The sequence below is a fragment of the Bacillus sp. FSL R10-2780 genome (assembly GCF_038006125.1).
Classification (GTDB): domain Bacteria; phylum Bacillota; class Bacilli; order Bacillales; family Bacillaceae_G; genus Bacillus_A; species Bacillus_A cereus_U.
The window spans coordinates 3635540-3653446 of record NZ_JBBOUQ010000001.1 but is presented as its reverse complement, the minus strand read 5'-3'; the positions used below and the strand labels follow the sequence as shown (position 1 = coordinate 3653446).

Here is a 17907-nt window from a genome sequence, read left to right as displayed (position 1 = left end):
AGAGGCAATGAAATGACTGAACGCTTAAAAGTAATGACAATTTTCGGGACACGACCAGAAGCAATTAAAATGGCACCTCTTGTATTAGAGTTGCAAAAGCACCCAGAAAAGATTGAATCAATTGTGACTGTAACAGCACAACACCGTCAAATGTTAGATCAAGTATTAAATATCTTTGGAATTACGCCAGATTTCGATTTGAATATCATGAAAGATCGTCAAACGTTAATTGATATTACAACACGTGGTTTAGAAGGTTTAGATAAAGTAATGAAAGAAGCGAAGCCTGATATCGTACTTGTGCATGGTGATACAACGACGACATTTATTGCAAGCTTAGCTGCTTTCTATAATCAAATTCCAGTAGGACATGTTGAAGCAGGACTTCGTACATGGGATAAGTATTCTCCATATCCAGAAGAGATGAATCGCCAACTAACAGGTGTAATGGCGGATCTTCATTTCTCACCTACAACAAAATCAGCAACGAACTTACAAAAAGAAAATAAAGATGAGTCACGCATTTTCATAACAGGAAATACAGCGATCGATGCACTGAAGACAACTGTAAAAGAAACTTATAGCCATTCGGTGTTAGAGAAACTTGGAAATGATCGTCTTGTACTTATGACAGCACACCGTCGTGAAAATTTAGGAGAACCAATGCGCAATATGTTCCGTGCAATTAAGCGTCTTGTTGATAAGCACGAAGATGTACAAGTTGTATACCCTGTTCATATGAATCCTGTTGTTCGCGAAATAGCGAATGATATTTTAGGCGAGCATAGCCGCATTCATTTAATTGAGCCGCTAGATGTAATCGATTTCCATAACGTTGCAGCTCGTTCATACTTAATGTTAACTGATTCTGGTGGTGTACAAGAGGAAGCACCATCACTAGGTGTGCCAGTTCTTGTCCTTCGTGACACGACGGAACGCCCAGAAGGTATCGAAGCAGGTACGCTGAAATTAGCAGGAACAGATGAAGAGACAATCTTTGGTCTTGCTGATGAGTTGTTATCTGATAAAGAAGCTCATGATAAGATGACGAAAGCATCTAACCCTTACGGCGATGGTCATGCATCAGAGCGTATTGTAGAAGCGATTTTACAACATTTCAACAAGTAGAGTGAAACTTTAATAAATGGGGTTTTTATCCTCCGTTTATTATTAGCCCACAACAATTGCGTGAAATAAAAAGAGCCAAATCGTATACGATTTGGCTCTTTTTTTATTCATGATTCCTCATAATCCACTCTGCATGAGCATTTGTAGAAGGGGGAGGAGGAGGTGGTGTTTTGTTCTCACTCGGTTCCTTCTTTGCTTTTGCGCTGGAGTTAGAATTTGAATCGGAATTTGTATTCTCATTTTTCGTAGTCTCTGTTGGGGCTTGTTCTTTTTCCCCTATTTCTTTTTCAATTTCCTTACGTACCGTCTCTACACTGATTGGATCCGGAAGGAAGTAATAAATACCACCTATTTTTTTGTCTTCTCCTTCAAGTTTTAACGTTTGTATGGTAGAAGGATCAAATCCAGATAGTTTATTGTAAAGAGCAAGTCCGTCTGAAATAGGAATGTCGGTTTTTATATATTTTCCAACGACATTCGTTAAATCCTTAATTTTAAATACAGTAGAGGCGGAATTTAATTTTTGAGCAACAGCGGCTAGTAATTGTCTTTGTCTAGCGGCCCGACCATAATCGCCGTTTGGATCCTGCTTTCGCATACGGACGTAAGCGAGTGCTTCTTCACCGTTTAAGTTTTGCTGTCCCTGCTTAAATTGGATTTTTTTGTAGTAATCCACGTCAGAACGTTCCCAAAAATCGAAAGGGACATCAACGGTAACACCGCCAACAGCATCAACGATACCTTTAAAGCCTTGGAAATCGATTTTAATATAATGGTCTACAGGAACTTTTAGAAAACCTTCGACAGTTTTGATTGCCATTTTTTCTCCACCGTAAGCATGCGCAGCGTTAATTTTGTCTTCTTTGTCCTTTCCAACGATTGGAACGCGAGTATCACGAGGAATACTCATAAGCGAAACCTTTTGAGTTTTCGGATTGACTGTCGCAAACATTAGTGAATCTGTACGACCATTTTGACCGTCTGTTGCATAATCCTCAATCCCCATAATGAGGATTGTAAAAGGTTCCTTTGTAATTTCTACATCTTCGGCTCTTAAATCCGATTTTTCACGGTTAAATCCACTGTACATCCCCATGAGAGAAGTGTAGGAATTTAACACATAAAGTCCTACGCTACCAAATAAAAATGCGAAAATAAGAAAGAAGAAAAACTTTCTTCTACGTTTCTTTTTTATTCTGCTATTTTGGAGATGATAATAACGTTCTTCCATATATAATCTCCTTATTCATTTGTAGGGAATTAATTCACTACATTAATCTTTAAAGGCGATAAGTTAGCTATTCTTAGATAAAGTCTTGTTCTAAGTACAACATATCTCCTTCTTTAATTGTACACTTCCCGTTTGTTAATTCAATCATCCAATCTGTGAATGGTTGTTTTTTGTCCTCTTCTACATACGCATCAAATGTGACATTTTCTAGATAATGTATATCTTTAATGGCATATTCTGAATTACGTAATTCATTTTCAGCTTTGCCAAGCAAAGTGTAATCAATTTCTGTTTGCATAACGCGCATTAGTTTTCGTTCAACAACGCCTACGTGGTTAAGACCTTCACTTGTACATTTTCCATATGCGCGAATTAATCCGCCAGCACCAAGTTTAATGCCGCCAAAATAGCGCGTAACAACGACAACAGTATCTTTTAGACCTCGTTTTTTTAATACCTCTAACATAGGTACACCAGCTGTGCCGCTCGGTTCACCGTCATCGTTCGCTTTTTGAATTTGATCTTGTTCGCCGATTAAATATGCGGAACAATTATGTGTTGCATTCCAATGCTGTTTTTTTATTTTTTGTATGAATGCTTGAGCTTCCTCTTCCGTTGTGGCGCGACTCACATAGCAAATGAATCTTGATTTTTGAATGACGATTTCGTGCTCACCGTAGCCTTTGATTGTTAAATATTGTAATAACAATGATATACGCCCCTATCTTTCAAAATAACTAGTACTTTACATTTTAAAAGCGGTTGTTTTTATATTCAAACATTTTTTATAAATATGTTGAAATTTTTGGTGAGTATTTTATTTTTTTGTTGTAATTTGTCGCGCGGGTGATTGTAGTTTCTAACCGGCATTTTTATGTATGGATGCACCTTTTCTAGTTTTCGTGTAAAATTAGGGGATAAAAATTTTTTATAAGGCAGGTACGAAAATGAAAACAGCTATTGTTACCGATAGTACAGCATATATACCGAAGCATATTCGTGATGAACTCAATATATATATGATTCCATTAAACGTTGTGTTTGGAACGGAATCTTATCAAGAAGAGGCTGAAGTTTCAGCGAATGATTTTTATGTAAAAGTACGTGAACAAGAAGATCTTCCGAAAACTTCGCAACCAGCAATTGGAAAGTTTTTAGAGCTATATGAAGAGTTATCTAAAGAATATGATGCAGTTATTAGCATTCACCTTTCCAGTGGAATTAGTGGTACATACCAAACAGCAACGACAGCTGGACAGATGGTAGATGGTATTGATGTATATACGTACGACTCTGAAATTAGTTGTGAAGTACAAGGATTTTACGTGCGTGAAGGGGCGAAATTAGTAAGTGAAGGGAAAGCCCCAGAAGAGATTATCGCTCGCTTTGATGAAATGAAGCAAACGATGGATGCTTATTTTGTAGTGGATGATTTACATCATTTACAACGTGGTGGAAGATTAAATAGCGCACAAGCTTTCATCGGTAGTTTGTTACAAGTAAAACCAGTATTATACTTTAGAGATAAAGTAATTATTCCATTCGAAAAAATTCGTACGCGTAAAAAAGCGTTAAAGCGTATCGTTGAAATCTTTGATGAGCAGGCAAATAAAGGTGTACCTATGGAAGCTGTTATTATTCATGCGAATCGTGAAGAGGAAGCTAATGAATGGAAACAAGAATTAGAAGAGATATATCCTCATGTTACAATTCGCACGAGTTATTTCGGAGCTGTAATTGGGACGCATTTAGGTGAAGGTGCGCTTGGTTTAGGTTGGTATACGAAATGATAAAGATATAAAAGCTCTCTTACTTGAAGAGGGTTTTTTTACGGATATTTTACGGGGATTTGACAAGTTAATATCTGGAAATGGTAAAATGTACGTAAAATTAAATAATGAGGAAAGTTTTATTACTTACTTTTTACAAGAAACTATCTTATAATAGAAGAGAGGTGAAACATATGGAGCATAATTCTTGTTTATGTCCAAAGTTTGAGTCAGCTTTTACAATGCTTAGTAAGAAATGGACTGGCTTAATTATTAAATCTTTGCTTGAAGAGCCGAAACGTTTCAGAGAAATCGCAGATATTATACCGAATATGAGCGATCGTATGTTGTCAGAACGTTTAAAGGAATTAGAAGGTGAAGGTATTGTAGTTCGTAGTGTTTACCCAGAAGTACCAGTTAGAATCGAGTACGGTTTAACTGATAAAGGGAAAGCGTTGGAAAGTGTTATGGATGAGGTCCAAAATTGGGCTGAGAAATGGATGAAGTAACGTTTCTATCTCATTCATATTGGAGTATTTTCAAAACGTAAGGGATTCCCTTACGTTTTTTTCAATTCTATAAAAAACGGCATAAGGCTCTTGAAATTCTACATATATATACAAATTTAGATATACTTCGCTATAGAGATAAATGTAATGTTACATTTATTTTACAAAACCGTAACATTAGCAAAAAAACTCCCGAATTATGGTATAAATTTTAATAGGTTATATACGGAAAATGAAAAAAGAAAGCGGTGTAAAAAATAAAATGAAAAAGCTAAAAATGGCATCTTGCGCACTAGTTGCAGGGTTAATGTTTTCAGGGCTAACACCAAATGTATTTGCAGAAGATAAAATTTCTGACGTGAAATCACAAATTAACACACAAAATGATACTTTACATAAACAACAACAAGAACGTGATGAATTACAAAAACAAATGAATGACTTAAACAAAACAATCCAAGGTTTGGATAAGTCTGTTCAAGAGAACGCTTCAAAACTTGATGAAACAACAAAAAAAGTTTCTGATACTGAGCAATTAATCGAAAATAAAAATAAAGATATTGCAGAACTACAAACAAAGATTGCAAAACGTGAAGAGTTATTAAGAAAACGTTTAGTTGCACTACAAGAACAACCGAACACGAACGTTGTAACAGAAGTTCTTGTAAACTCTAAAAACATTGCAGATTTAGTTGATCGTTTAAATTCTGTGTCTAAAATTCTTGAGTCTGACGAAGATATCATGAAAACTCAACAAGAAGATCAAACGAACGTGAAAAAAGATGTTGAGACAGTAAAAGAAAAACAAAAAGAATTAAAAGAAGCACAAGCTCAAATTGAAACTGCTAAGAAAGAACTTGACGCTGAAAAAGCGAAAAAAGAAACAGCAGTAAATGATATGAGTGGCAAAATGGAAACAGTTGTAACTTCAATGACAAGTACGGAAGGTCAATTGAAAGAGCTTGAACAACAGGCATTAAAATTACAACAAATCGCTGAAAAAGAAGCGCAAGAAAAAGCTGCACAAGAAGCAGCTGCTCAAAAACAAGCAGAGCAAGCACAAGCACAGGCACAACCGGCAGCTGCTCAACCAGCGCAAACACAAGCTCAACCAGCAGCTCCAGCAAACAATGATGGACAAGCTAACAAAGAAGAGCCTAAGAAAAAAGAAGAGAAAAAACCAGCTCCAGCTCCAACTCCAGTGCCAGGTAATGAAAGTGGTGGCAGACAGGATGTTGTTGAAAAAGCTAGAGGTTTAGTAGGTCTAAAATACGTATGGGGTAGTGCGTCAATTTCAAACGGTGGATTTGACTGCAGTGGGTTAATTTCTTACGTTTACGGTTTAGGTCGTCAAGATACTAGAAGCCTATGGAGTTCTGTACAACAGATTAGCGCATCTGAAGCGAAACCAGGAGATCTTATCTTCTTACAAGGTACTTACAGAGAAGGCGTATCTCACGTTGGTATTTACATTGGTGGCGGTCAAATGATTCATGCTGCTGATGAGTCAACAGGTGTTACTTACGGTAGTGTAAATAGCTCTTACAACCAAAAACATTTCTTAGGTTACGGTAGATTATAGGATTTATAATTGAATAAAAAACGTGTATAAAGTCGATAGCTTACTATTTTATAAGTAGGTTATCGGCTTTTTTGTGTTTTTACGAGATAAAGAGAAGGATTTATAGTAGTGCTGGAGGTGGATATTGATGATGTTAGCTGGTAGACAGTTATTGTTAGAAGAACTTTCTTCAGAGTTACAGGATAAATTGGATCATTTGAAAGAGAATCGAGACGTCGTTTGTGTACAAGGGGTAAGTAAGAAATCTTCAAAATATATGTGCCAGCGCTGCGGAAATATAGAGCAGAGACTATTTGCATCGTTTCTATGCAAAAGGTGCAGTAAAGTATGCACGTATTGCCGGAAGTGCATAACGATGGGCAGGATAAGTGAATGTGCTGTACTTGTTCGCGGGATTGCTGAAATAAGCGGAGAAAATTATTTGAATCCGTTACAGTGGGAAGGCGTTTTGTCTGCTGGTCAGGAGTTAGCGGCGCAAAGTGTCGTTGACGCTGTTAAGCAGAAAGAATCATTTTTTATTTGGGCGGTGTGCGGGGCTGGAAAAACAGAAATGTTGTTTCGCGGAATTGCAGAGGCACTACAAAAGGGAGAGAGAGTTTGTATTGCAACGCCGAGAACGGACGTTGTACTTGAATTAGCACCAAGATTACAAGAAGTGTTTCCAAATATAAATGTAGCTGCTTTATACGGAGGGAGTTTAGACCGAGAAAAAGATGCGGCGTTAATCGTTGCAACTACACATCAATTGTTACGTTATTATAGGGCGTTCCATGTCATGATTGTAGATGAGATAGATGCTTTTCCGTATCATGCGGATAAGATGTTGCATTATGCAGTAAACGAAGCGATGAAAGAGGAGGCAGCACGTATTTATTTAACTGCAACTCCAGATGAAAAGTGGAAGCGTAAATTGCGGAATGGTAAGCAAAAAGGGGTTATTATTTCAGGACGTTATCATCGTCATCCATTGCCAGTCCCGATATTTCGGTGGTGCGGAAATTGGAAAAAGGGTCTTATGCGTAAAAAAATTCCTCGTGCTTTATTACAATGGTTAAATATGTACTTATCTAAACGATACCCCATTTTTCTATTTGTTCCTCATGTGCGATATGTAGAAGAAATTAGTCAGTTATTAAAATCATTAAACAATCAAATTGACGGTGTGCATGCAGAAGATCCGGCGAGAAAAGAGAAGGTAGCAGCTTTCAGAAAGGGAGAAATCCCTTTATTAGTTACAACGACAATTTTGGAACGAGGAGTAACTGTGAAAAAATTACAAGTGGCAGTTTTAGGAGCTGAGGAAGAAATATTTTCAGAAAGTGCTCTCGTTCAAATTGCAGGGCGTGCTGGCAGAAGCTCTGATGAACCGCATGGAGATGTCATCTATTTTCATTATGGAAAGACAGAGGCGATGGTGCGTGCGAAAAAACATATTCAAAGTATGAATAAGAATGCTAAAGAACAAGGATTGATAGATTGATGCATTGTCTACTTTGTGATGAGTATATTTCGTATGCGATTAGTTGGTACACTTTTTTTGTTAAGCTTCATAAAAAGTATATATGTGATAGATGTGAACAAAAACTTTCCTATATTATAGGGGATATTTGCAAGGAGTGTGGCCGACCGCTAGAACTTGTACCAGCTGAATATAAAAACGGGGATATTTGCATGGACTGCATAAGGTGGACGAACGAGCAGAGGTTTCCGCCGCTCATAAATCGTTCGTTGTATGTGTATGATGAAGGGATGAAAGAAATATTAGCACAGTTTAAATTTCGAGGAGATGCTGAATTAGTGCATATTTTTCATCAGCCTTTTCGAAGTCTTTTTCAAAAATATTTTGCGAATGTTTCAGTTGCCATTCCGGTCCCTCTTAGTGAAGAGCGGGAATACGAGCGTGGTTTTAATCAAGCGGAGTTACTAGCTTCTTGTTTGCCTATCAAAATGTTTTGTACATCATTAAGAAGAATAGAAACAGAAAAACAAAGTAAGAAGAAACGTAAAGAAAGGATATCGGGGGTTAATCCTTTTTATTTTCAGGGAGAAGAGATGTTTCATGAGCAACATGTTTTAATCGTGGATGATGTGTATACGACAGGAATTACTGTTAGGCAAATTGGAAGCCTTTTGTATGATCGAGGAGCGAGAGAAGTTTCTTGTTTGACGCTTTGTAGAGGTTAATATGTGAATGTCGAAAGGAATAATAAAAAGACGACAGATCTTCTTTGACTTACAGTCTTGTCATTCGTTATAGTCAAAATATGGGGCGGATGCCCTGATTTTAAGAGTGAAGGGAATGGAATGAACATGCAAGGACGAGTAAAGTGGTTCAATGCAGAAAAGGGATTTGGGTTTATTGAGCGTGAAGATGGTGATGATGTGTTTGTTCATTTTTCTGCTATTCAACAAGAGGGGTATAAGTCGTTAGAAGAAGGTCAACAAGTGGAGTTTGATATTGTTGATGGAGCACGTGGACCACAAGCGGCTAATGTTGTGAAACTGTAAAAATTAAGTTTTTGGAAAAGATAGAGCTGTATTTTTAGCAGCATTATATAGATGGTGAAAGCTCTTGCTCGTACCAAGGGCTTTTTTGTTGTGAGGAAGTTGTCAAAAAGTTGTTTCTTTTCTGTAACCAATTGTCCACAGTTACATTCGTTATTCACGATGTTAATAGGATAAAATAAAGATAGAAACGATGCATCTTTTCATTTCAACAAAAAACGATAAAAAAATCGCAATTCCACTAATTTTTTTAAAAAAGTTAGAAGGAGTTTTTAAGCCAATGTCGAAATTATAGTACATAGGCTTGAAAGGAGGAATTCATCTATGAAATTCAACATTCGTGGTGAAAATATTGAAGTAACTCCAGCATTAGGGGAATATGTAGAAAAAAAACTAAGTAAATTAGAGCGTTATTTTGATACATTCCCAGAGATTAAAGTTAATTTAAAGGTATACTCTGACAAGCAACGTATCGAGGTGACAATTCCATTTACAGATTTATTACTTCGTGCAGAAGAAACAAATAGCGATATGTACGCTGCGATTGATTTAGTAGTTGATAAAATTGAGCGACAAATTCGTAAACATAAAACAAAAGTAAACCGTAAATTACGTGAAAAGGGTTCTGTGAAAACTAACTTTATCCTTCCAGAAGCAGTAGCTGTTCTGGATGCGGTAGAAGAGGATGAATTAGAACTTGTACGTACAAAACGATTCGATTTAAAACCGATGGACGTTGAAGAAGCGATCTTACAAATGGATATGCTAGGACATAGTTTCTTCGTCTTCACAAATGCTGATACAAATGAAACTAATGTTGTATATGGCCGTAAAGACGGGAAATATGGTTTAATCGAAACTAAATAATAATTCGAAAGCGCAGCCAGAAGAGGCTGCGCTTTTATATATATTTCTTTTATATATATTTCTTTTTTATATATTTTTATTTTTGTATTTCGTAATGGGATTTAGAAGTCATGTCTTGTTACTGTAAATTGTATTACAATTCCAAAAGGATCTCGAACAATGGCATAACCAGGGCTGAAGGAGTTTTGTTCAAAAGGTGTTAAAATATGAACTTCTTCATGTTTAATTAGATTATGATAGAGTGCTTCAATGGCCTGGAAATCTTTAGATTGAATGCATAATGATGAGCTATTACTTAATTGCCAAGGGCGTGTGGAATCCACTGCCTGTTCTGCAATCATAATTTTATTAGTGCCAATTTGTAAAACAGAATGGGTAATATAATGTTCTTGGCTTTCTTTATACGTGAAATTCGGATCTATTTCTTTCATTTCTTTATAATTCTTTTTAAATAAAACTTTTGCGTCTAAATACTGTTCGTAAAATGCAATTGCTTTAGCACCTTGCCCATTTAATGATAAAAAAGGGATTACTTCAAAGTTCATTGTATTGCCTCCTTCATATATGTTTACACTTATTACTATACAAATATAAGGTGCCAACATACGACACCTATAGGGAGAATTTATGAAAAAAGTTGAACGTTTAAATCAGATGCTACGTTTTATTAATCAAAAACAAATATTCACATTGAAAGATTTAATGGATGAATTTCAAATTTCAAAAAGGACAGCTTTACGTGATATTGCATCATTAGAGGAAATGGGTGTACCTCTTTTTGCAGAGTATGGTCGGTATGGAGGGTATCGTTTAATAAAAACGATGACATTACCACCGATTTCATTTACAAATCATGAAGTTTTTGCACTTTATTTTGCAATGCAAGCACTAAGTAGTTTTGTAAGTATTCCTTTTCAAATCTCGTTTCGTTCCATTAATAAGAAATTTTTAGATAGTGTTTCGTCAAAACAGCGTGAGCAAATTGAAAACTTGCAAAAAAGAGTGTCCTTTTTTCATTTGGAACAAGCACATGAATGTGGTTATCTAGAAGAGATTTTGTTAGCTGCTGTTCAAAATAGGGCTTTAACTATAAACTATGTAACGCCGAAACAAACAACAATGCGCCGTATTCAGCCGATTTCGATTTATGCAATGAAAGGTTATTGGTATTGCCAGGCTTACGATGTAGATAAATCGGCTTATCGAGTGTTTCGCTGTGATCGTATTCGGTCGTTAGAAATGGTAGGTGCTCAGGATAGTCTGGATTTGGAAAACATAAATATACATAACGCACATAGTCTTTGGAAGGCAACTGAACAAGCTATTCAATTTAAATGCTCAATTACTGCGAGGGGGATAGAGATATTCAAGCAACAACAATATCCTTCGATGAAATTATGGGAAGAACACGAAGATACATACTTAATAGGAACATATGAGCCTGCTGAAATCAACTTTATCATCTCGTATCTAGCTAGTTTTGGTAAAACTATAAAAATAATTGAGCCATCTTCTTTAAAAGAGAACTTGAAAGAATACTACTTAGATTTAATACAAAATTTGTAATATGAATTTGAAATATTAGTTTGTTGGAACAAATTAAATGAAAAATTTTTCTGAATCTAAGGCTCGACATTTGGACGATTGTTGTCATAGTTACAAGACAAGTGTTACAATTATCATTAGGTTTATACATTTTAGGTTTTTTAATTAGGAGAAAAATTGGCATAACATAAATTTGATTTTTATAACGACTGATTGTAAAGAGAAAAAGAAAGCAATCGGAAGTTTTATTTTAATAAAAGAGGAGCGTATTTCCTATGATCGGTATTTTAAAAAAGGTATTTGATGTCAACCAACGCCAAATTAAACGTATGCAGAAGACAGTGGAGCAAATTGATGCATTAGAATCATCTATTAAGCCACTAACTGATGAACAATTAAAAGGAAAGACGATTGAATTTAAAGAACGTCTAACAAAAGGTGAGACAGTAGATGATCTACTCCCTGAAGCTTTTGCGGTTGTTCGTGAAGCAGCAAATCGTGTTCTTGGAATGCGTCCATATGGCGTACAGCTAATGGGTGGTATCGCCTTACATGAAGGAAATATCTCTGAGATGAAAACAGGTGAAGGTAAAACGTTAACATCTACTTTACCTGTATATTTAAACGCATTAACAGGAAAAGGTGTTCACGTTGTTACAGTCAATGAATACTTAGCACAACGTGATGCAAATGAAATGGGACAACTTCATGAGTTCCTTGGCCTAACTGTAGGGATTAACTTAAATAGTATGTCACGTGAAGAGAAAAAAGCTGCTTATGCTGCTGATATTACGTATAGCACAAATAACGAGCTTGGATTCGATTACTTACGTGACAACATGGTGTTATATAGAGAGCAGTGCGTTCAGCGTCCACTTAATTTTGCTATCATCGATGAAGTCGATTCCATTTTAGTCGATGAAGCACGTACGCCGCTTATTATTTCTGGGCAAGCTCAAAAATCAACAGAGCTATACATGTTTGCAAATGCATTCGTTCGTACATTAGAAAATGAAAAAGAATATTCATTTGATGTGAAAACGAAAAATGTAATGTTAACTGAAGATGGTATTACGAAAGCAGAGAAAGCTTTCCATATTGAAAACTTATTTGATTTAAAACATGTAGCACTTCTTCACCATATTAATCAGGGGCTTCGTGCACATGTTGTTATGCACCTTGATACAGATTATGTTGTACAAGAAGGCGAAATCGTAATCGTAGACCAATTCACTGGTCGTCTTATGAAAGGTCGTCGTTATAGCGAAGGTTTACACCAAGCTATTGAAGCAAAAGAAGGCGTAGAAATTCAAAATGAAAGTATGACGCTTGCAACAATTACGTTCCAGAACTACTTCCGTATGTACGAAAAATTATCGGGTATGACTGGTACAGCGAAAACGGAAGAAGAAGAATTCCGTAGTATTTACAATATGAATGTTATCGTAATTCCAACGAATAAAGATATTATTCGTGATGACCGTGCTGATTTAATCTTCAAATCAATGGAAGGTAAATTCAATGCAGTTGTTGAGGATATTGTAAATCGTCATAAGCAAGGGCAACCTATTCTTGTTGGTACAGTTGCAATTGAAACATCAGAGCTTATTTCAAAAATGTTAACACGTAAAGGTGTACGTCATAATATCTTAAACGCAAAAAACCATGCGCGTGAAGCAGATATCATTGCAGAAGCTGGTATGAAAGGCGCTGTAACAATTGCGACGAATATGGCTGGTCGTGGTACGGATATTAAGTTAGGCGACGATATTAGAAATGTTGGCCTAGCAGTTATCGGTACAGAGCGTCACGAAAGTCGTCGTATTGATAATCAGTTACGTGGTCGTTCTGGTCGTCAAGGAGACCCTGGTGTAACACAGTTCTACTTATCAATGGAAGATGAACTAATGCGCCGCTTCGGTTCTGACAATATGAAAGCGATGATGGATCGCCTTGGTATGGATGATTCACAGCCAATCGAAAGTAAAATGGTTTCTCGTGCGGTAGAATCTGCACAAAAACGTGTAGAAGGAAATAACTATGATGCACGTAAACAGCTATTGCAATACGACGATGTACTCCGTCAACAACGTGAAGTAATTTATAAACAGCGTCAAGAAGTAATGGATTCAGAGAACTTACGCAGCATTATTGAAGGTATGATGAAATCTACGATAGAACGTGCTGTTGCACTTCATACGCAAGAAGAAATCGAAGAAGATTGGAGCATTAAAGGTCTTGTCGATTACTTAAATACAAACCTTCTTGAAGAAGGAGATGTAAAAGAAGAAGAGTTACGTCGCCTTGCTCCAGAAGAAATGAGCGAATCAATTATCGCGAAATTGTTAGAGCGTTATAATGAAAGAGAGAAGCTTCTACCTGAAGAGCAGACGCGTGAATTCGAAAAGGTTGTTGTATTCCGTGTTGTAGATACGAAATGGACAGATCATATCGATGCAATGGATCACCTTCGTGAAGGTATTCATTTACGTGCTTACGGACAAATTGATCCACTTCGTGAATACCAAATGGAAGGATTCGCAATGTTCGAGTCGATGATCGCTTCTATTGAAGAGGAAATCTCTCGTTACATTATGAAAGCTGAAATTGAGCAAAACTTAGAGCGTCAAGAAGTTGTTCAAGGTGAAGCTGTTCATCCATCAAGTGATGGTGAAGACGCGAAGAAAAAACCGGTTGTAAAAGGTGACCAAATGGGACGCAACGATTTATGTAAATGCGGTAGTGGCAAGAAATATAAAAACTGTTGTGGCATTGGGCAGTAATAGGGAACTGTAGTTCAGTCTGCTTTGCAAACTTTTACATCAAAAATGTATAATGAAAAGGTTTAAACTCTCTCCGTAATAAGCGGAGAGAGTTTCCCTTGTTTTCATATGAAAGTAACAGCAATTACATAGAGGTGAAGGAAATGGAATTAGTAGAAATTAGGCAAGAATTAGAGAAAATGGCTAAGAGATTAGCGGCTTTTAGGGGGTCTCTTTGACCTCCCTACTAAGGAAAAACAAATTGCAGAATTAGAAGAAACGATGATGGGCGCTGGATTTTGGGATGACCAACAAGGCGCACAAGCTGTAATTAATGAAGCGAATGCGCTGAAAGATATGGTTGGAAGGTTCCGTCAGTTAGATGAGACGTTCGAAAACTTAGAAATGACGCATGACCTACTTAAAGAAGAGTATGATGAAGATTTACATGAGGAATTAGAATCTGAAGTGAAAACTTTAATTCAAGAAATGAATGAGTACGAGCTTCAGTTACTATTAAGCGATCCTTATGATAAAAATAACGCTATTTTAGAATTACACCCAGGTGCAGGTGGAACAGAGTCACAAGACTGGGGTTCTATGTTATTACGTATGTACACACGCTGGGCTGAGAAACGTGGGTTTAAAGTAGAAACGGTTGACTACTTACCGGGCGATGAAGCTGGTATTAAGAGTGTTACATTATTAATTAAAGGTCATAACGCTTACGGTTACTTGAAAGCGGAGAAAGGTGTACATCGTCTTGTACGTATTTCACCGTTCGATTCTTCAGGTCGTCGTCATACATCGTTCGTATCTTGTGAAGTTGTACCTGAATTCAATGATGAAGTTGAAATTGAAGTGCGTACAGAAGATTTGAAAATAGATACGTATCGTGCAAGTGGGGCAGGCGGACAGCATGTTAATACGACAGATTCAGCAGTTCGTATAACGCATCTACCAACAAATACGGTTGTGACATGTCAGTCAGAGCGTTCTCAAATTAAAAACCGTGAACATGCGATGAAAATGCTGAAAGCGAAATTATATCAAAAGAAATTAGAAGAACAACAAGCACAATTAGATGAGATTCGCGGAGAGCAAAAAGAAATTGGATGGGGCAGCCAAATCCGTTCTTACGTATTCCATCCGTATTCTCTTGTGAAAGACCATCGTACAAATACAGAAGTTGGTAACGTACAAGCAGTTATGGATGGGGAAATTAATCCGTTTATTGATGCGTATTTACGTTCTCGTATTTAATAAGAGAAAAAGCCAACAGAATTGTTGGCACATGTTGAGGTCCAAGAGGATATAAAGAGGCTTATCTTATTTATATTGATGAAATAAAGAGGAAGAGAAGTTGGAGGCGACAACTTCTCTTTTTGATGAGATTACATGTAGAATACAATGCCGTATATTGTTTTGTAAAAAGTAGAGAATAGTAAAACAGAGCGATAATAGGGTAGGGCTTTATATAGGGATTCTCATTTTTGGTTTGGAGAAAAAGGCTCTTTATAGAACTTTTTAAGGTGTTCACAGAATTGAAACAATTTATGAAAGCTTATTTTATTAGGCTTCTCACTATATTTGTGAAAAATATGAAATATACCTTAGTTTTTCTATATAAAGATAATGCTTATAATGAATACTGAATGTGTTATGAAAACTATTGCCTAGTTATGAATGAAAAGAATATCAACAATGGGGAGCGATGGAAGTGAAAAAGAAATTGTTGGCTATTGCGTTAGGGACATCAGTCGTTTTTGCTTTAGGAGCATGTGGAAATAAAGAAGAGAGTAAACCATCAAAACAATCTGCAAGCACAGATAGCGCAGAACAAATTTACCAAAAAAGTTGTATAGGTTGTCATGCTAAAGATTTATCAGGAGCAACTGGACCAGATTTACGAAAAGTAGGACAGAAATACGACGCAGCAGAGATTGAAAAGGTTATTGAAAAAGGTCGCGGTTCAATGTCACCAGGAATTATTCAAGGTGAAGATGCGAAAAAAGTAGCTGAATGGTTAGCGGAGCATAAATAAGAAACGTAACTAATAAACGAGCTGATTGTATAACTTGACCGAAAAGTGCTTCGAGTTAAGTAATTACATGAGCTCGTTTACCTTTTGTTGGGATGTAACATAACTGTAACAAAATTGTATCCGAACTGGAAACCGATTGATGTTACAATGGGGTTTGTAGAATTTTGATGAAATATATTACATAGAGTAGCGTTGCTAATAAAAAGCATGTATGGAAGCTACCTTCAACAAGAATGGTCGAGCGAAAATAAAGGTTTTTCTTTTATTTTCAAATGTACAGAAAAGTATTTCGAAAAAAATCATTAAGTATTGGGTGATAAATAATGATAAAAATGACGAATGTTTATAAGGAGTACCCAAATGGTATGAAAGCCATTGCTGGTCTCACAGTTAACATTAAACAAGGTGAATTTGTATACGTAGTTGGACCGAGTGGAGCCGGAAAATCTACATTTATTAAAATGATGTATCGTGAAGAGAAGCCATCTACAGGATCAATTAATGTAAATGGACTTGTAATTGAAACATTAGCAGAAAGAGATGTTCCATATTTCCGTCGTCAATTAGGCGTAATTTTCCAAGATTTTAAATTGCTACCTAAATTAACGGTATATGAGAATGTTGCGTTTGCTTTAGAAGTAATTGAAGAAGAACGAGATGCGATTCGTGAACGTGTTACAGAAGTGTTAGGTCTTGTAGGTCTAGATGATCGTGCAGATGCACTTCCAGGCGAACTTTCAGGCGGAGAGCAACAACGTGTGGCGATTGCAAGAGCGATTGTAAATAGACCAAAGGTTGTAATTGCTGATGAGCCAACAGGTAACTTAGATATTGAAACAGCGCTTGATATTATGAGTATTTTTAAACGTATTAATGAGCGTGGTACAACGATTGTTATGGCGACACATAACGCAGATATCGTAAATACAATTCGTCATCGTGTAATTGCAATTGAAGGCGGAAAAATTGTTCGAGATGAGATTGAGGGAGGATACGGATATGAAGGCTAAAACCCTTAGTCGACATTTGCGAGAAGGTGTGAAAAATCTATCCCGTAACGGATGGATGACATTTGCTTCTGTAAGTGCAGTAACAGTTACGTTATTACTTGTAGGTGTCTTTTTGGCAGCGATTATGAATATGAACCATTTTGCGACGAAAGTAGAGCAAGATGTAGAAATTCGTGTGCATATTGATCCGGCAGCAAAAGAAGCTGATCAAAAGAAATTAGAAGAAGATATGAGTAAAATTGCGAAAGTAGATTCTATTAAATATTCTTCTAAAGAAGAAGAGTTGAAACGTTTAATTAAAAGCTTAGGCGATAGTGGAAAAACGTTCGAGTTATTTGAGCAAGATAATCCACTGAAAGATGTATTTGTTGTAAAGGCGAAAGAACCAACAGATACAGCGGCTATTGCGAAAAAGATTGAGAAAATGCAGTTTGTAAGTATTGTTCAATACGGTAAAGGTCAAGTTGAAAAATTATTTGATACTGTAAAAACTGGTCGTAACATCGGGATTGCGTTAATTGCTGGTCTTCTATTCACAGCGATGTTCTTAATCTCTAACACAATTAAAATTACAATTTATGCTCGTAGTACTGAGATTGAAATTATGAAACTTGTTGGTGCAACAAACTGGTTTATTCGTTGGCCGTTCTTGTTAGAGGGATTATTCCTAGGAGTATTAGGATCAATTATTCCAATTGGCCTAATTTTAGTTATATATAATTCATTGCAAGGTGTGTTTAATGAAAAACTTGGCGGAACAATTTTCGAGCTTCTACCATACAACCCATTCGTATTCCAATTAGCTGGTTTATTAGTGTTAATCGGTGCATTAATCGGTATGTGGGGAAGTGTAATGTCAATTCGTCGCTTCTTAAAAGTATAAAAAGTTGCAAACATAATTCGTACAAGCTTATCATATAGTAGAAATAGGTAAAGGCATCACACATCGTGTGAT

Annotated in this window: 16 protein-coding genes and 1 pseudogene; 14 read left to right on the top strand and 3 right to left on the bottom strand. The window is 36.4% G+C overall.

Annotation, left to right across the window (positions count from 1 at the left end):
- Nucleotides 1-12: 12 nt before the first annotated feature.
- A complete protein-coding gene (wecB, locus tag NSQ47_RS19210; RefSeq protein WP_002159866.1) occupies nucleotides 13-1128 on the top strand; it encodes a non-hydrolyzing UDP-N-acetylglucosamine 2-epimerase in 1116 nt (371 codons plus the stop codon).
- Between the two features lie 103 nt (nucleotides 1129-1231).
- On the opposite strand, the gene NSQ47_RS19205 is transcribed toward wecB, so the two are convergent.
- Together NSQ47_RS19205 and NSQ47_RS19200 are read right to left on the bottom strand one after the other, a co-directional pair.
- Nucleotides 1232-2359, bottom strand: coding sequence for an LCP family protein (locus NSQ47_RS19205; RefSeq protein WP_341037697.1), 1128 nt, complete (start codon nucleotides 2357-2359; stop codon nucleotides 1232-1234).
- 73 nt (nucleotides 2360-2432) lie between these two features.
- Entirely contained in the window at nucleotides 2433-3068 is a 636-nt protein-coding gene (locus NSQ47_RS19200) for a YigZ family protein (protein ID WP_002159868.1), read from the bottom strand.
- Between the two features lie 238 nt (nucleotides 3069-3306).
- Between NSQ47_RS19200 and NSQ47_RS19195 the strand changes: the two genes are divergently transcribed.
- The 7 genes and pseudogenes from NSQ47_RS19195 to hpf all read left to right on the top strand — a co-directional run bounded on the left by NSQ47_RS19195 (nucleotide 3307) and on the right by hpf (nucleotide 9591).
- A complete protein-coding gene (locus NSQ47_RS19195; RefSeq protein ID WP_002112883.1) occupies nucleotides 3307-4149 on the top strand; it encodes a DegV family protein in 843 nt (280 codons plus the stop codon).
- Nucleotides 4150-4322: 173 nt separating this feature from the next.
- A complete protein-coding gene (locus NSQ47_RS19190) occupies nucleotides 4323-4637 on the top strand; it encodes a winged helix-turn-helix transcriptional regulator (RefSeq protein ID WP_002159869.1) in 315 nt (104 codons plus the stop codon).
- Between the two features lie 147 nt (nucleotides 4638-4784).
- Nucleotides 4785-6219, top strand: a pseudogene (locus NSQ47_RS19185) (C40 family peptidase).
- Between the two features lie 130 nt (nucleotides 6220-6349).
- Nucleotides 6350-7699 carry an ATP-dependent helicase ComFA gene (gene comFA / locus NSQ47_RS19180; RefSeq protein WP_341038251.1) on the top strand — a complete coding sequence of 450 codons (1350 nt, stop codon included), beginning with the start codon at nucleotides 6350-6352 and terminating at the stop codon, nucleotides 7697-7699.
- A complete protein-coding gene (locus NSQ47_RS19175) occupies nucleotides 7699-8403 on the top strand; it encodes a ComF family protein (RefSeq protein ID WP_002112877.1) in 705 nt (234 codons plus the stop codon). The genes comFA and NSQ47_RS19175 overlap by 1 nt, the downstream gene beginning before the upstream one ends.
- 126 nt (nucleotides 8404-8529) lie before the next feature.
- The gene (gene cspC, locus NSQ47_RS19170; protein WP_033710669.1) at nucleotides 8530-8727 is read left to right on the top strand and encodes a cold shock protein CspC; all 198 of its coding nucleotides are present in this window, start codon (nucleotides 8530-8532) and stop codon (nucleotides 8725-8727) included.
- A gap of 321 nt (nucleotides 8728-9048) precedes the next feature.
- A complete protein-coding gene (hpf, locus tag NSQ47_RS19165) occupies nucleotides 9049-9591 on the top strand; it encodes a ribosome hibernation-promoting factor, HPF/YfiA family (RefSeq protein ID WP_002159874.1) in 543 nt (180 codons plus the stop codon).
- Between the two features lie 101 nt (nucleotides 9592-9692).
- Here hpf and NSQ47_RS19160 read toward each other — a convergent pair whose 3' ends face one another.
- On the bottom strand, nucleotides 9693-10136 hold the full coding sequence (locus NSQ47_RS19160; RefSeq protein WP_078179455.1) for a VOC family protein: 444 nt from the start codon (nucleotides 10134-10136) through the stop codon (nucleotides 9693-9695).
- An 82-nt stretch (nucleotides 10137-10218) separates the two neighbouring features.
- Between NSQ47_RS19160 and NSQ47_RS19155 the strand changes: the two genes are divergently transcribed.
- The 6 genes from NSQ47_RS19155 to ftsX all read left to right on the top strand — a co-directional run bounded on the left by NSQ47_RS19155 (nucleotide 10219) and on the right by ftsX (nucleotide 17835).
- Nucleotides 10219-11157 (top strand): helix-turn-helix transcriptional regulator, encoded by a 939-nt coding sequence (locus tag NSQ47_RS19155; RefSeq protein ID WP_341037692.1) that lies wholly within the window; start codon nucleotides 10219-10221, stop codon nucleotides 11155-11157.
- Between the two features lie 254 nt (nucleotides 11158-11411).
- Nucleotides 11412-13919, top strand: coding sequence for a preprotein translocase subunit SecA (gene secA / locus NSQ47_RS19150; protein WP_078173384.1), 2508 nt, complete (start codon nucleotides 11412-11414; stop codon nucleotides 13917-13919).
- Nucleotides 13920-14062: 143 nt separating this feature from the next.
- Nucleotides 14063-15161 (top strand): peptide chain release factor 2 gene (prfB, locus tag NSQ47_RS19145; RefSeq protein ID WP_098988193.1). Its coding sequence is split into 2 segments (ribosomal slippage): nucleotides 14063-14134 and nucleotides 14136-15161, totalling 1098 coding nucleotides; the frame shifts between segments, so codons are not numbered across the junction.
- A 457-nt stretch (nucleotides 15162-15618) separates the two neighbouring features.
- Complete coding sequence (gene cccB, locus NSQ47_RS19140; protein ID WP_002159877.1) at nucleotides 15619-15942, top strand: cytochrome c551; 324 nt, start codon at nucleotides 15619-15621, stop codon at nucleotides 15940-15942.
- 323 nt (nucleotides 15943-16265) lie between these two features.
- The gene (ftsE, locus tag NSQ47_RS19135) at nucleotides 16266-16952 is read left to right on the top strand and encodes a cell division ATP-binding protein FtsE (RefSeq protein WP_078173386.1); all 687 of its coding nucleotides are present in this window, start codon (nucleotides 16266-16268) and stop codon (nucleotides 16950-16952) included.
- Nucleotides 16942-17835, top strand: a complete 894-nt coding sequence (gene ftsX, locus NSQ47_RS19130) for a permease-like cell division protein FtsX (protein ID WP_341037688.1) — start codon at nucleotides 16942-16944, stop codon at nucleotides 17833-17835. Before ftsE ends, ftsX begins: the two co-directional genes overlap by 11 nt.
- The last annotated feature ends 72 nt before the right edge of the window (nucleotides 17836-17907 follow it).

What these genes read in the sequence shown, in the direction of transcription:
- NSQ47_RS19175 (WP_002112877.1), top strand. Translation starts at nt 7,699, where the DNA reads ATGCATTGTCTACTTTGTGATGAGTATATTTCGTATGCGATTAGTTGG.
- NSQ47_RS19160 (WP_078179455.1), bottom strand. Translation starts at nt 10,136, where the DNA reads ATGAACTTTGAAGTAATCCCTTTTTTATCATTAAATGGGCAAGGTGCT.
- hpf (WP_002159874.1), top strand. Translation starts at nt 9,049, where the DNA reads ATGAAATTCAACATTCGTGGTGAAAATATTGAAGTAACTCCAGCATTA.
- NSQ47_RS19155 (WP_341037692.1), top strand. Translation starts at nt 10,219, where the DNA reads ATGAAAAAAGTTGAACGTTTAAATCAGATGCTACGTTTTATTAATCAA.
- NSQ47_RS19195 (WP_002112883.1), top strand. Translation starts at nt 3,307, where the DNA reads ATGAAAACAGCTATTGTTACCGATAGTACAGCATATATACCGAAGCAT.
- NSQ47_RS19190 (WP_002159869.1), top strand. Translation starts at nt 4,323, where the DNA reads ATGGAGCATAATTCTTGTTTATGTCCAAAGTTTGAGTCAGCTTTTACA.
- NSQ47_RS19205 (WP_341037697.1), bottom strand. Translation starts at nt 2,359, where the DNA reads ATGGAAGAACGTTATTATCATCTCCAAAATAGCAGAATAAAAAAGAAA.
- secA (WP_078173384.1), top strand. Translation starts at nt 11,412, where the DNA reads ATGATCGGTATTTTAAAAAAGGTATTTGATGTCAACCAACGCCAAATT.
- ftsX (WP_341037688.1), top strand. Translation starts at nt 16,942, where the DNA reads ATGAAGGCTAAAACCCTTAGTCGACATTTGCGAGAAGGTGTGAAAAAT.
- ftsE (WP_078173386.1), top strand. Translation starts at nt 16,266, where the DNA reads ATGATAAAAATGACGAATGTTTATAAGGAGTACCCAAATGGTATGAAA.
- comFA (WP_341038251.1), top strand. Translation starts at nt 6,350, where the DNA reads ATGTTAGCTGGTAGACAGTTATTGTTAGAAGAACTTTCTTCAGAGTTA.
- cspC (WP_033710669.1), top strand. Translation starts at nt 8,530, where the DNA reads ATGCAAGGACGAGTAAAGTGGTTCAATGCAGAAAAGGGATTTGGGTTT.
- wecB (WP_002159866.1), top strand. Translation starts at nt 13, where the DNA reads ATGACTGAACGCTTAAAAGTAATGACAATTTTCGGGACACGACCAGAA.